Genomic DNA, 12,181 nt, shown 5'->3' with positions numbered 1-12,181 from the left:
TCCCGTCGCGGCGGGCCGGCTCACTCGGGTCGGCACGCCGCGATGATCCTCGCGGCGACCTCGTCCTGCGAGGCGGAGCCGTCGATCCGCACCAGGAGCTCGCGCTCGTCGTAGACCTCCGCCAGGGGAGCGGTCTCGCGCTCGTAGACCTCGATCCGGTTCCGGACGACCTCGGGGTCGTCGTCGGCACGGTCCTGCTCCTGCGCCCGCACGTGCAGCCGCGCGAGGACCACGTCCGCGTCGGCCGTGAGCAGCACGACGCACGTCAGCGGCGTGCCCCGCTCCTCGAGGAGCTCCGCCAGCGCGTCCACCTGGGCGAGCGTGCGCGGGTAGCCGTCGAGGATGAACCCGTCCCGGGCGTCCTCCTCGGCGATGCGCTCCGCCACCAGCGCGTTCGTCAGCTCGTCCGGCACGTACTCGCCGGCCTCCACGAGCGCCTGCAGGCGCCGTCCGAGGTCGGTGCCGTCGGCGACGTGCGCGCGGAACAGATCGCCGGTGGAGATGGCCGGCACCCCCAGCTCGCGCGACAGCACGGCCGCCTGGGTGCCCTTGCCCACGCCGGGCGGGCCCATCATGATGACGCGCATCGCTCGTCCTCCTCGGTGTCGTCAGGCGATGCTAGCGGTGCGGAGCGGGGAGGCCGGTGCACACCGCGCCCGTAGGCTGGCGGGACGAGCCGAGGAGGACCGATGCCCGCAGCACCAGGGGCCGAGCAGGCCGCCGCCGATCTGGCCGCGCTCCTGCGCGAGGTCTCCGCCGAGCTCGACGCCCGCGGCATCGCCGACCAGGCCGTCGCCGAGCTGCGGACTCCGCGCGCGATCCTCGGCTTCCGCCGCAAGCCCGTGATGGCCTCCGTCACCCGCGCGTGGCGCCTGGGCGTCGTGCTCCTCGGGCGCGGAGGCGAGCTGTTCGCGACGGGCTCGGTGACCCGCGCCGTCGCTCCACTGCACGCCAACAACCAGTCGGAGTCGCAGGAGGCGCGCCGCGAGATCCGGCGCGCCGCCTTCGACGGACCGTTCCAGGAGGGCGAGATCGTCAACTACGGCTGGCGTCGCCTCATCCTGGACGCCCCGGCGCTCGAGTCTGGCCAGGAGCCGCTGGCCCTGCGCGGCTCCGAGGTGCTCGTGCGCTGGGCGCCCGGTCTGGGCGAGCAGGGACTGATGCCGCTGCGACGGTACCTGGCCGACCGCCTCGACCTCCTCGAGGCCGACTAGCGCCGGGTCACTCCTCCTCGGCCACCGGGTGGAACCACGGCGGGTAGACAGCGACGCGGGGAGAGGCGTCGATGCCCTCGAAGAGAGCCTTGACGCGGTTCCGGGCGGCGACCGACGCCACGCCGACAGTCGCGACGCCGTCGAGCGGGAAGCGCTCGGGCACGAGCGCCTCGGCGCTGCGCAGAGCCGGCTCGTCGACGAGGAGGCGCGCGAAGGTGCGCACGAGCGCGTCGCCCTCGGTGAAGCGCGTGAGGACGTGGGAGGCGTCGCCGTCGCTCAGCACCGGGGCGGAGGCGAGCGAGCCCACCAGGACGACGTACTGCGAGGCCGTGGTCGTGTGGGCGCTCGGCGACCAGTGCGGAGCGACCCGCTCGCCGCGCAGATCGGCCCAGAGTGCGGCGTCGGGGGAGAGGAAGAAGGGCACGAAGCCGGCGACGCTCATGCCGTCCTTCACCTGCACGGCACGGCGGTGCTCGCGGGTGGTCTCGGCACTGACGTCGATCGCGGGGCGCTCCTCGAGCTGCTGGTCCGCCAGGATCGCGCCGGCGGCGACGATCGCCTCGAGGTTGTCGAGGTGGGTGACGTGGTAGATCCGCTGCGCGGCGATGTCGACCTTGGGCAGGGGCTTCTCGCGCGCCGTGCCGCGCGCGGCCGCGCGGGCGGTGGCTGCACGGGAGGTTCCGGGCACGCGCGCGGGGGTGCGGGTGGCACGGCCGACCTGCTCGGGGAGCTTCTTCGGGGTGCAGACGTCGCAGAGCGCGATGTCGAGGCCGTGGATGCATTCGGTGGGCACTCTGGATTCCTTCTGCGCGCGGGCTCGGGGTTCCGCCGCAGGGACGACGTTACGCGACCGGGGCCCCCGTGCGTCCCGGCGGCGGCGATCCGCCGGGCCGCGGCGCCCGGCCGGGCATCCTCTGGGAGGCGCCGGAGCGCCGCTCCCCGCCGCGTAGCGTGAGCGGGATGAAGCGTGTGCCGCCCGCCGAGGGCCAGGAATCCGTCTGGGACTACCCGCGACCCCCCAGGGTCGAGACCACCTCCGAGCACGTCGTCGTGACGCTCGGGGGAGTCGTCGTCGCCGAGACCCGCGAGGCGCTGCGCGTCCTCGAGACGAGCCACCCTCCCGTCTACTACCTCCCCGTGTCCTCGTTCGCGCCAGGGGCGCTCGAGCCCGCGCCCGGCCGCAGCATCTGCGAGTTCAAGGGCGCGGCCTCCTACCTCACCGTGCGCGGAGGAGGAGCGGTCGCGGAGGCGGCGGGCTGGACGTACCCGGAGCCGATGGGCGGCTTCGAGGCCCTCGTCGACACGGTCGCCCTCTACCCCGGGCGGATGGACTCCTGCACGGTCGACGGCGAGACGGTCCAGCCGCAGCCGGGCGACTTCTACGGCGGTTGGATCACCTCACGCGTGGTCGGTCCGTTCAAGGGGTCCCCGGGCACGATGTTCTGGTGAATCAGGCCGGGGAGGACGGACCGAGCGAGTCCTGGACGAGGATCGCCCGTGCACCGTCGAGCCCAGCGACCCCGAGCGTCCACTCCGGCCGCACCAGGGTCTCCGGGGTGACGCGGAATCGCAGCTCCTCGACCGACGCGCCGTCCGGGCCGACGATCCGGTGCGCCCCGTTCGGCTGGTAGCCGAGAGCCTCCGACACCCGGATCGAGCGAGCGTTCCAGGCGAGGGCGGCGCTCTCGGCGACCTCGGCTCCGAGGTGGTCGAAGGCGAGCAGGAGCACGGCGGCGCGCATCTCGCGCCCGAGGCCGCGGCCCTGCGCCGAGCGGGTGAGCCACGAGCCCGAGGTCAGGGTGCGGGTGGCGGCGAAGGACTCGCCGACCACGTCCTGGCAGCCGACGACCCGGCCGTCCTCGACCACGGCGAACGCGACGCGCCACGACTCCCGCGTCGTCTGCGCGCGCTGCGACCAGTGGAAGCGGGCGAGCTCGCCGGGCAGGCGCTCCGGCGGCGCCTCGGCCCAGGGGGAGGGGAACGGCGAGCGGCCGCTGTCGTGCACGCCCGCGAGAGCGGCGTCGGCGAGAGGGCCGAGGTCGGCGTCGCGGACCGGATGCAGCTCGAGCCGCGGCGTGCGCAGCTCCAGCGAGAACAGGGGCCAGGGGTCGGTGCTCATCCGACGACGCTAGCGAGCGGAGGCGCGCAGCGCGCGACCCGGCGGGTACCGGTGGTGGGACTCGAACCCACAAGCCCTCTCGGACAGAGCATTTTGAGTGCCCCGCGTCTGCCATTCCGCCACACCGGCTCATCACCAGCCCGTCGAGAATACCGTAGGCTCATCGGCGTGACTGACCAGGAACCCTCGTCGACCGCACCCCGTCGGGTCGTCGTCGCCGAAGACGAATCCCTCATCCGCCTCGACATCGTGGAGATCCTCCGCGACAACGGCTTCGAGGTCGTCGGCGAGGCCGGCGACGGCGAGACCGCTGTGGCCCTTGCCACCGAGCTGCGCCCCGACCTCGTCATCATGGACGTCAAGATGCCCCAGCTCGACGGCATCTCGGCGGCCGAGCGCCTCTCGAAGGCGCACATCGCGCCCGTCGTCCTGCTCACCGCCTTCAGCCAGAAGGAGCTCGTCGAGCGTGCCAGCGAGGCCGGAGCGCTCGCCTACGTCGTGAAGCCCTTCACGCCCAACGACCTGCTGCCCGCGATCGAGATCGCCCTCTCGCGGTACGCGCAGATCCTCACCCTCGAGGCCGAGGTCGCCGACATGGTCGAGCGCTTCGAGACCCGCAAGCTCGTCGATCGCGCCAAGGGCCTGCTCAACGAGAAGATGGGCCTCACCGAGCCCGAGGCGTTCCGCTGGATCCAGAAGGCGTCGATGGACCGCCGCCTCACCATGCACGACGTCGCCCAGGCGATCATCGAGCAGCTGAGCCCGAAGAAGGCCTAGCGCTCACCGCCCTCCGGGGCTCACGGCCAGAGGCGGGTGCGCTCCCACGGGGAGCCGCCCGCCTCCGTCGTTCCCGGGCGGTACTCGAGGCGGGTGTGGTCCTGCTCCGGCGCCGTCGAGCCCTGCCAGAACTCGATGCGCTCGGGGACCACGCGGTACACGGCCCATTCGCGGTCGAGCGTAGCGGGTGAGCAGCCGACGGCGACGCTGGTCTGCAGCGTGACGAGCCCGAAGTCCTGGGCGCTGCGCATCGGCTCGCTCTGGCGTCCGACGAGCAGGGCGGTGCGCCCGGCCTCGGAGCGGCGGCGGAAGTCGTCGGCCGACTCCTGCGCGGACGCGCGCTCGACGCGGCCCTCGACCCGGACCTGCCGGCCCTGCACCGGCCAGAAGAAGGTCAGCGCGGCGTGCGGGTTCTCCTCCATGGCGCGCCCCTTGGGGCTGGTGGCGTGGGTGGAGAACGCCCAGCCCGCCTCGTCGATCTCGCGCAGCACGAGCACGCGTGCCGAGACGGTGCCGTCGTCGGAGGCGGTGGAGAGCGTCGCGCCGTGGGGGAGGAGCTGCCCGGCGTCCTTCGCCTCCTCGAGCCACTGCGCGAACAGCTCGAGGGGATCGGCCGGTGCCGCCTCCGCGTCGAAGGAGGGCAGATCGGAGGGCATGGACGGGAGGCTCTTGAGGAGTTGGCGAAGGCTCATCCGCTCAGTGTCGTCCTTCGTGCGCCACCTGGCACAGTCGCGCGCCGTCGCTTGACAGGGCTGCGCGCCGCGGTGCTACGGTCCGAATGGTCACCCACGGAGGATGCTCTTTCGGTCAGCGAATCGGTCGCTCAGCGATGTGGAGCGGCTGCCGGGGTCGCGATCGCTGCAGCCGACCCCGCTCACGACGAAGGGAAATGCGTCGGTGTTCGGCACCCGCACTCTGTGGCCGTTGCATCCTTCCCCGTCGTGGAACCGTGCAGGGAGTAGGAAATGGTCCGAGTACACGCAGTTCGTGAGCCCAGATGGGGTCGACCTCGGACCAGGCTCGGCCTTCTTCTCTTCACCGTCTCGCTCGTCACCTTTCTCGCGGTCGGGGCATCTCGATCCGCCATCGAGACGACGGCGCCTCCCGTGATCCTGATCGGCGGCCTCCTCATCCTCGCTTTCGTGCCACGAGCGATCCCGCCGTCTTCGGGAGGACGGTGGTCATGGTTCTTCGAACGAATCAGCACGAGGTCTGCGGCACGGGCGTACTACCTGCAACTCGCGGTGGGCATCGTCGGCGCGGTGGTCGCTCTTGAGGTCGGAGCGCCGATCGCATCATCGATCGCGGCGGGGATCGTGGCGGTCCTCGGCACGGTCCTCGATCTCATCTTCCGCAGCGATGCCTGACCGAGCTCGGATCCGCGCGGTCAGCGGGCGTCGCGGATGATGTTGGTGATCCGCACGGTCGAGAGGCGGCGCCCCTCCTGATCGCGCACGACGATCTCGTGGGTGGTGAGGGTGGAGCCGAGGTGGATCGCGTCGCAGGTGGCGATCACGAAGCCGGAGTGGATCGAGCGGCTGTGGCTCGCGTTCAGCTCGATGCCCATCGCCAGCCGGCCCTCGCCCGCGTGCACGTTCGCCGCGATCGAGCCCATCGACTCGGCGAGCACGACGTGCGCGCCGCCGTGCAGGATGCCGACCGGCTGCCGGTTGCCCTCGACGGGCATCGAGGCCACCGAGTGCTGCGGCGTGAGCTCGTGCCAGAGGATCCCCATCCGCTCGGCGAGCTCGCCCATGCCGCGGCCGATCCCGGCGACGAGGTCGAGCGCGGGCGGGCGGATCCAGGCGGTCGTGGTGGGGGTCGGCTCGGTCACGTCGCTCCTCGAACTGGAGCCTCGGAGCGGTCCTGACCGGCGGGCGCGAGCGGGCCGATCCGGTGTCGGAGGCGCTGTGTAGTCTGGCCCTGTGTCAGATCCGGAACAGCCTACCCTCCTGCTCGTCGACGGCCATTCCCTGGCGTTCCGGGCGTTCTACGCGCTTCCGGTCGACAGCTTCCAGACCCGCGAGGGCCAGCACACGAACGCCATCCACGGCTTCCTGTCGATGCTGATCCTGCTGCTGAAGAACGAGAAGCCGACCCACCTCGGCGTCGCTTTCGACATCTCCCGCTACTCGTTCCGCACCCGCGAGTACCCGGAGTACAAGGGCACCCGCGGCGAGACCCCGCCCGAATTCAAGGGCCAGGTCCCCCTCCTCGAGGAGGCGCTGCACGCCATGAACATCCGCACCGTCTCGAAGGAGGACTTCGAGGCCGACGACATCCTCGCGACGCTCGCGCGGCAGGGGGCCGAGGCCGGCTTCCGCGTGCTGGTCGTCTCGGGCGACCGCGACACCATCCAGCTGGTGACCCCCGACGTCACCCTGCTCTACCCCTCCACTCAGGGCGTCTCGCAGCTCACCCGCTACGACCGCGACAAGGTTTTCGAGAAGTACGGTGTCGAGCCGCACCAGTACCCCGAGATCGCCGCCCTCGTCGGCGAGACGAGCGACAACCTGCCCGGCGTCGACAAGGTCGGCCCCAAGACGGCCGCGAAGTGGGTCAACCAGTACGGCACGGTCGCCGACATCATCGCCCACGCCGACGAGATCAAGGGCGTGGTCGGCGAGAAGCTGCGCGAGCAGAAGGAGAACGCCCTCCGCAACCGCCGCCTGAACCGGCTGGTGACGGACGTCGAGCTCCCTCTCGGCCCGCACGACCTGACGCGCCGTCCGATCGACCCCGACGCGGTCCGCGAGATCTTCAGCCGCCTCGAGTTCAAGACCCTGCAGGAGCGGGTCCTCACGATCGCCGCGGAGGAGGGCGTCGACGGCGCCGCCGCGGCCCTGGCGGGCGACGTGGTCACGACCTCCGCCCCCGCCGTCCGCACCCTGGTGGACGAGGAGCTCGCGCACTGGCTCGACCGCGTCTCGGCGAAGGGCACCGCCCCCGTCGCCGTCCAGGTGCAGCTCGGAGCCGGCGGGCTCGAGGGCGTGGGCCTGGCGGTCGAGAAGGAGACGGCGTTCGTCCCGTGGGCCGACGAGCGGCCGGACTACACCGCGCTCGAGCAGTGGCTGGCCGGTTCCGCTCCCAAGTACTTCGCCGACGCGAAGCCCCAGATCAAGGCGCTGCGGCGGGCCGGACTCCCCGTCGGGGGGCTCGCCTTCGACACCCGCGTCGCCTCCTGGCTGGTGCAGCCCACCGGGCACCCGGCCACGCTCGCGGCGCAGGTCGCGCAGCACCTCGACGAGACCATGGCGCAGGGCGACCCGAACCAGCTGGTCCCCACCGTCGAGCCGATGGGGCCCGCGACCGAGGCCTGGTACGCGTACCGGCTGGTCGCTCCGCTGCGCGAGCGCCTGGGCGAGGGGATGCTCTCGGTGCTCGTCGACATCGAGCTGCCGATCGTCCAGGTCCTCGCGACCATGGAGCTCACCGGCGTCGCGATCGACGCCGACGTGCTCGCGCGCCTCCGCGCCGAGCTGACCGTCTCGGCCGCCGACCTGGCGAGCCGCGCTTTCGCCGAGATCGGCCACGAGATGAACCTCGGCTCGCCGAAGCAGCTGCAGCAGGTCCTCTTCGAGGAGCTCGACATGCCGCGCACCCGGGCGACGAAGACGGGCTACACCACCGACGCCTCCGCCCTGGCCGACCTGCAGGAGTCGCACCCGCACCCGTTCCTCGGGCTGCTGCTCGAGCACCGCGACGCGACCAAGCTCAAGCAGATCATCGAGACGCTCGAGAAGTCGGTCACCGCCGACGGCCGGATCCACACCAGCTACGACCAGACCGGCACGGCCACCGGCCGCATCTCCTCCAACGACCCGAACCTGCAGAACATCCCGGTCCGCAGCGAGGTGGGCCGCCGCATCCGCACCGCCTTCGTCCACGGAGCGGAGGCGAGCACCCTCCTCACCGCCGACTACTCGCAGATCGAGATGCGGATCATGGCGCACCTGTCCGGGGACGCCGGACTGATCGAGGCCTTCCACTCCGGCGAGGACCTGCACCGCTTCGTCGGATCGCGGATCTTCGGCGTCGATCCGGGCGACGTCACGTCGGCCATGCGCAACAAGGTCAAGGCGATGTCGTACGGCCTCGCCTACGGCCTGAGCGCCTTCGGCCTGTCGAAGCAGCTGCGCATCTCGAGCGCCGAGGCCAAGCAGCTGATGACCGACTACTTCGTCCGCTTCGGCGCGGTGCGCGACTATCTCCGCAGCGTCGTCGAGCAGGCTCGCGAGACCGGCTACACCGAGACGATCTTCGGTCGCCGGCGTCCGTTCCCCGACCTGCAGAGCGCGAACCGCGTCCTCCGCGACAACGCCGAGAGGGCGGCGCTGAACTCGCCGATCCAGGGCTCGGCCGCCGACATCATGAAGCGCGCGATGATCGGCGTGCAGGCCGACCTCGACGGGCAGGGGCTCGGCTCGCGGATGCTCCTCCAGGTGCACGACGAGCTGATCTTCGACGTCGCCCCCGGCGAGGAGGAGCCGCTCGAGGCGATCGTCCGCGGCCGGATGGCGGGGGCCGCCGACCTGAGCGTCCCGCTCGAGGTGCAGGTGGGCCACGGGTCCGACTGGGACGTCGCCGCGCACTGAGCCGGACGCAGCGCCTGGCTAGGCTCGGAGGCATGAGCCCCGACCTCCCCCGCGAGCCCACCGCCGTCGACGCCGTCGCCGAGCGCTGGGTCGACACCCTCGTCGACCTCGACCCCACCCTCGGCACCGCGATCGGACGCAGCGGCGCGAACGGCCGGCTGGGCGACTACTCGCCGGCCGGTCTCGAGCGCGCCCGAGCGGCGACCGCCTCGGCCCTGGCCGAGCTCGAGGCCGCCGAGCCCGAGGACGACGTCGACCGCGTCACGGTCGCCGACCTCGGCGCCGAGCTCCGGCTCTCCCTGGAGGGGCACGACGCCGGCCTGCCGCTGCGGGACCTCAACGTGATCGCGTCCCCGGCGCAGGAGCTGCGCGACGTCTTCGACCTGATGCCGACGGACGAGGTCGCCGACTGGGAGGCGGTCGCCGAGCGGCTGCTGGCCGTGCCGGCCGCGCTCGAGGGCTACGCGGAGACCCTGCGCGAGGGGATCCGCACCGGCGTGGTCCCCGCCCGCCGCCAGGTCGAGCTCGTCGCCGAGCAGGCGCGGAAGATCGCTGCTCCCCGCGGGTTCTTCGCCGAGCTGGCCGCGGAGGCCGCTCCCACCGCGGGATCCCTGCCCGCGTCGCTCGCCCAGCGGCTGGAGGACGGCGCCCGCCGCGCTTCGGCCGCCTACGGGTCGCTCGCGCAGTTCCTCCGGGGTGAGCTCGCCCCCGCCGCGACCGAGCAGGACGCCGTCGGCCGGGAGCTGTACGCGCTGCACTCCCGCCGCTTCCTCGGCGCGGTCGTCGACCTCGACGAGACCTACGAGTGGGGGATCGAGGAGCTGGCCCGGATGACGTCCGAGCAGGAGGCGATCGCGCGCGAGATCCTGCCCGGCGCCTCCGTCGCCGAGGCCGTCGCCCACCTCGAGGCGGACCCGGCCCGCACTCTGCACGGCGTCGACGCTCTGCAGGCCTGGATGCAGGAGACCAGCGACCGCTCGGTCCGCGAGCTCGCCGGCACCGCGTTCGACATACCGGAGGAGGTGCGCCGCCTCGAGTGCAGGATCGCGCCGACCCAGGAGGGCGGCATCTACTACACCGGCCCGAGCGACGACTTCTCGCGGCCGGGTCGGATGTGGTGGTCGGTCCCGGCCGGGGTCACCGAGTTCGCCACCTGGCGAGAGCTGACCACGGTCTACCACGAGGGCGTCCCGGGCCATCACCTGCAGATCGGCCATGCCGTCCACAACCGCGCCCGCCTCAACACCTGGCGCCGTCAGCTGGCCGGGACCTCCGGCCACGCCGAGGGCTGGGCGCTCTACGCGGAGCGGCTGATGGAGCGCTTCGGCTACCTCGACGACCCGGCCGACCGCCTGGGCATGCTGGACGGCCAGCGGATGCGCGCGGCGCGCGTCGTGCTGGACATCGGCGTGCACCTGCAGAAGCCGTTGCCGGGCTCCGCCACCGTCTGGACCGCCGACTCGGCCCTCGACTTCCTGCGCGCCAACGTCAACATGGACGACGCGTTCGTGCGCTTCGAGGTGAACCGGTACCTCGGCTGGCCGGGACAGGCTCCGTCCTACAAGATCGGGCAGCGGATCTGGGAGCAGCTGCGCGACGAGGCGGAGGCGCGCGAGGGCGCCGCGTTCTCGCTCGCGGGCTTCCACCGGAGGGCGCTCGACCTCGGCGGCGTCGGTCTCGACACCCTCCGCTCCTCCCTCGCCGGCTGACCTCGGAACACGCGCCTGGACGGGTGCGGCGAGATTGCCGTGCGCCTCCCGGGGCGTCTAAGCTGGGGTGTCACATCTGTGGCGCCGCCGTGCCCGCGGCGCGCGAGGAAGGCCGGTCATCCGGCCGGCCGAGCGCGGCTCCCGGGTCGGAGGCACATCCCTCACCACCGCAGTGGTCGCCACTCCGCCGAGCCGCGAGGCCCGCAGGCGGCCGCCGCCCGAGACCCATCCATCCTGGAGCATCCCTTAATGACAACCGCAACGACCGACAAGGCAACCAAGCAGGTCGCGATCAACGACATCGGGTCTGCTGAAGACTTTCTTGCCGCGGTCGAAAAGACTCTGAAGTTCTTCAACGACGGAGACCTCATCGAAGGCACCGTCGTGAAGATCGACCGCGACGAGGTCCTCCTCGACGTCGGCTACAAGACCGAGGGCGTCATCCCCTCGCGCGAGCTCTCCATCAAGCACGACGTCGACCCCTCCGAGGTCGTCAACGTGGGCGACAGCGTCGAGGCCCTCGTCCTCCAGAAGGAGGACAAGGAGGGTCGCCTGATCCTGTCCAAGAAGCGTGCGCAGTACGAGCGCGCGTGGGGCGACGTCGAGAAGATCAAGGAGTCGGACGGCGTCGTCACCGGCTCGGTCATCGAGGTCGTCAAGGGCGGTCTCATCGTCGACATCGGCCTCCGCGGCTTCCTCCCGGCCTCGCTCATCGAGCTGCGCCGCGTCCGCGACCTCACGCCGTACCTCGGCCAGGAGATCGAGGCGAAGATCCTCGAGCTCGACAAGAACCGCAACAACGTGGTCCTGTCGCGTCGCGCGCTCCTCGAGCAGACCCAGTCCGAGAGCCGCACCACGTTCCTGAACAACCTGCACAAGGGTCAGGTCCGCAAGGGCGTCGTGTCGTCGATCGTCAACTTCGGTGCGTTCGTCGACCTGGGCGGCGTCGACGGTCTCGTCCACGTCTCCGAGCTCTCCTGGAAGCACATCGAGCACGCCTCCGAGGTCGTCGAGGTGGGCCAGGAGGTCACCGTCGAGATCCTCGAGGTCGACCTCGACCGCGAGCGCGTGTCGCTCTCGCTCAAGGCGACCCAGGAGGACCCGTGGCAGGTCTTCGCCCGCACCCACGCGATCGGACAGGTCGCGCCGGGCAAGGTCACGAAGCTGGTCCCGTTCGGTGCCTTCGTCCGCGTCGCGGACGGCATCGAGGGTCTCGTCCACATCTCCGAGCTGTCGGGCAAGCACGTCGAGCTCGCCGAGCAGGTCGTGTCGGTCGGCGAAGAGGTGTTCGTCAAGGTCATCGACATCGACCTCGACCGTCGCCGCATCTCCCTCTCGCTCAAGCAGGCGAACGAGAACATCGACCCCGAGGGCACCGAGTTCGACCCGGCGCTCTACGGCATGGCCACGGAGTACGACGACCAGGGGAACTACAAGTACCCCGAGGGCTTCGACCCCGAGACCAACGAGTGGCGCGAGGGCTTCGAGTCGCAGCGCGAGGCCTGGGAGCAGGAGTACGCCGCTGCTCAGGCGCGCTGGGAGGCCCACAAGGCCCAGGTCGCCAAGTCGCAGGAGGAGGCGGCCACCGTCTCCGAGGGCGTCTCGGTCGGTGCCGGCTTCACCAGCGAGTCGACCACCGGCGGCACCCTCGCCGACGACGAGTCGCTCGCCGCGCTCCGCGAGAAGCTGTCCTCGAACAACTGATCGCGAGCACATCGCAACGAACGGCCGGTCCCCTCGGGGGCCGGCCGTTCGGCGTTCCGGGCG

The 12,181-nt window shown here is 71.7% G+C and carries 12 protein-coding genes and 1 tRNA gene; 7 read left to right on the top strand and 6 right to left on the bottom strand.

Annotated elements, in window-relative coordinates; all coding sequences use genetic code 11:
- Positions 1–20: 20 nt before the first annotated feature.
- Entirely contained in the window at positions 21–587 is a 567-nt protein-coding gene (locus tag C5C24_RS07840; protein ID WP_104280635.1) for an adenylate kinase, read from the bottom strand.
- Positions 588–689: 102 nt separating this feature from the next.
- Here C5C24_RS07840 and C5C24_RS17920 point away from each other — a divergent pair, with 102 nt between their 5' ends.
- Positions 690–1,214, top strand: a complete 525-nt coding sequence (locus C5C24_RS17920; protein ID WP_181109975.1) for a hypothetical protein — start codon at positions 690–692, stop codon at positions 1,212–1,214.
- 7 nt (positions 1,215–1,221) lie between these two features.
- Here the strand turns inward: C5C24_RS17920 and C5C24_RS07830 are convergent, their stop codons facing one another.
- Complete coding sequence (locus C5C24_RS07830; protein WP_181118418.1) at positions 1,222–2,007, bottom strand: DarT ssDNA thymidine ADP-ribosyltransferase family protein; 786 nt, start codon at positions 2,005–2,007, stop codon at positions 1,222–1,224.
- Positions 2,008–2,174: 167 nt separating this feature from the next.
- On the opposite strand from C5C24_RS07830, the gene C5C24_RS07825 reads away from it, so the two are divergent.
- Positions 2,175–2,663 (top strand): DUF427 domain-containing protein, encoded by a 489-nt coding sequence (locus C5C24_RS07825; protein WP_104280633.1) that lies wholly within the window; start codon positions 2,175–2,177, stop codon positions 2,661–2,663.
- Position 2,664: 1 nt separating this feature from the next.
- Here the strand turns inward: C5C24_RS07825 and C5C24_RS07820 are convergent, their stop codons facing one another.
- Together C5C24_RS07820 and C5C24_RS07815 are read right to left on the bottom strand one after the other, a co-directional pair.
- Complete coding sequence (locus C5C24_RS07820) at positions 2,665–3,333, bottom strand: GNAT family N-acetyltransferase (protein ID WP_104304695.1); 669 nt, start codon at positions 3,331–3,333, stop codon at positions 2,665–2,667.
- 46 nt (positions 3,334–3,379) lie between these two features.
- Positions 3,380–3,462: transfer RNA gene (locus C5C24_RS07815), tRNA-Leu, on the bottom strand.
- Positions 3,463–3,501: 39 nt separating this feature from the next.
- On the opposite strand from C5C24_RS07815, the gene C5C24_RS07810 reads away from it, so the two are divergent.
- The gene (locus C5C24_RS07810) at positions 3,502–4,110 is read left to right on the top strand and encodes an ANTAR domain-containing response regulator (RefSeq protein ID WP_104275582.1); all 609 of its coding nucleotides are present in this window, start codon (positions 3,502–3,504) and stop codon (positions 4,108–4,110) included.
- A 20-nt stretch (positions 4,111–4,130) separates the two neighbouring features.
- Here C5C24_RS07810 and C5C24_RS07805 read toward each other — a convergent pair whose 3' ends face one another.
- Positions 4,131–4,802 carry a pyridoxal 5'-phosphate synthase gene (locus tag C5C24_RS07805; RefSeq protein ID WP_104304694.1) on the bottom strand — a complete coding sequence of 224 codons (672 nt, stop codon included), beginning with the start codon at positions 4,800–4,802 and terminating at the stop codon, positions 4,131–4,133.
- Positions 4,803–5,216: 414 nt separating this feature from the next.
- Between C5C24_RS07805 and C5C24_RS17625 the strand changes: the two genes are divergently transcribed.
- Positions 5,217–5,477 (top strand): hypothetical protein, encoded by a 261-nt coding sequence (locus tag C5C24_RS17625; RefSeq protein ID WP_146082563.1) that lies wholly within the window; start codon positions 5,217–5,219, stop codon positions 5,475–5,477.
- 20 nt (positions 5,478–5,497) lie between these two features.
- Here C5C24_RS17625 and C5C24_RS07800 read toward each other — a convergent pair whose 3' ends face one another.
- Positions 5,498–5,944: a PaaI family thioesterase gene (locus C5C24_RS07800; RefSeq protein WP_374955326.1), complete on the bottom strand. Its 447-nt coding sequence runs from the start codon at positions 5,942–5,944 to the stop codon at positions 5,498–5,500.
- A gap of 91 nt (positions 5,945–6,035) precedes the next feature.
- Between C5C24_RS07800 and polA the strand changes: the two genes are divergently transcribed.
- From polA to rpsA, 3 genes are all read left to right on the top strand, one after another.
- Positions 6,036–8,705 (top strand): DNA polymerase I, encoded by a 2,670-nt coding sequence (polA, locus tag C5C24_RS07795; protein WP_104304693.1) that lies wholly within the window; start codon positions 6,036–6,038, stop codon positions 8,703–8,705.
- 32 nt (positions 8,706–8,737) lie between these two features.
- Positions 8,738–10,414, top strand: coding sequence for a DUF885 domain-containing protein (locus tag C5C24_RS07790; protein WP_104304692.1), 1,677 nt, complete (start codon positions 8,738–8,740; stop codon positions 10,412–10,414).
- A 249-nt stretch (positions 10,415–10,663) separates the two neighbouring features.
- A complete protein-coding gene (gene rpsA / locus C5C24_RS07785) occupies positions 10,664–12,118 on the top strand; it encodes a 30S ribosomal protein S1 (protein ID WP_104275586.1) in 1,455 nt (484 codons plus the stop codon).
- Positions 12,119–12,181: the final 63 nt, after the last annotated feature.

The organism is Rathayibacter sp. AY2B3 (assembly GCF_002931755.1).
Taxonomy (GTDB): Bacteria; Actinomycetota; Actinomycetes; order Actinomycetales; family Microbacteriaceae; genus Rathayibacter.
This window is presented reverse-complemented; position numbering and strand designations above follow the sequence as displayed.

What these genes read in the sequence shown, in the direction of transcription:
- rpsA (WP_104275586.1), top strand. Translation starts at nt 10,664, where the DNA reads ATGACAACCGCAACGACCGACAAGGCAACCAAGCAGGTCGCGATCAAC.
- C5C24_RS07805 (WP_104304694.1), bottom strand. Translation starts at nt 4,802, where the DNA reads ATGAGCCTTCGCCAACTCCTCAAGAGCCTCCCGTCCATGCCCTCCGAT.
- C5C24_RS07825 (WP_104280633.1), top strand. Translation starts at nt 2,175, where the DNA reads ATGAAGCGTGTGCCGCCCGCCGAGGGCCAGGAATCCGTCTGGGACTAC.
- C5C24_RS17920 (WP_181109975.1), top strand. Translation starts at nt 690, where the DNA reads ATGCCCGCAGCACCAGGGGCCGAGCAGGCCGCCGCCGATCTGGCCGCG.
- C5C24_RS07820 (WP_104304695.1), bottom strand. Translation starts at nt 3,333, where the DNA reads ATGAGCACCGACCCCTGGCCCCTGTTCTCGCTGGAGCTGCGCACGCCG.
- C5C24_RS07840 (WP_104280635.1), bottom strand. Translation starts at nt 587, where the DNA reads ATGCGCGTCATCATGATGGGCCCGCCCGGCGTGGGCAAGGGCACCCAG.
- C5C24_RS07790 (WP_104304692.1), top strand. Translation starts at nt 8,738, where the DNA reads ATGAGCCCCGACCTCCCCCGCGAGCCCACCGCCGTCGACGCCGTCGCC.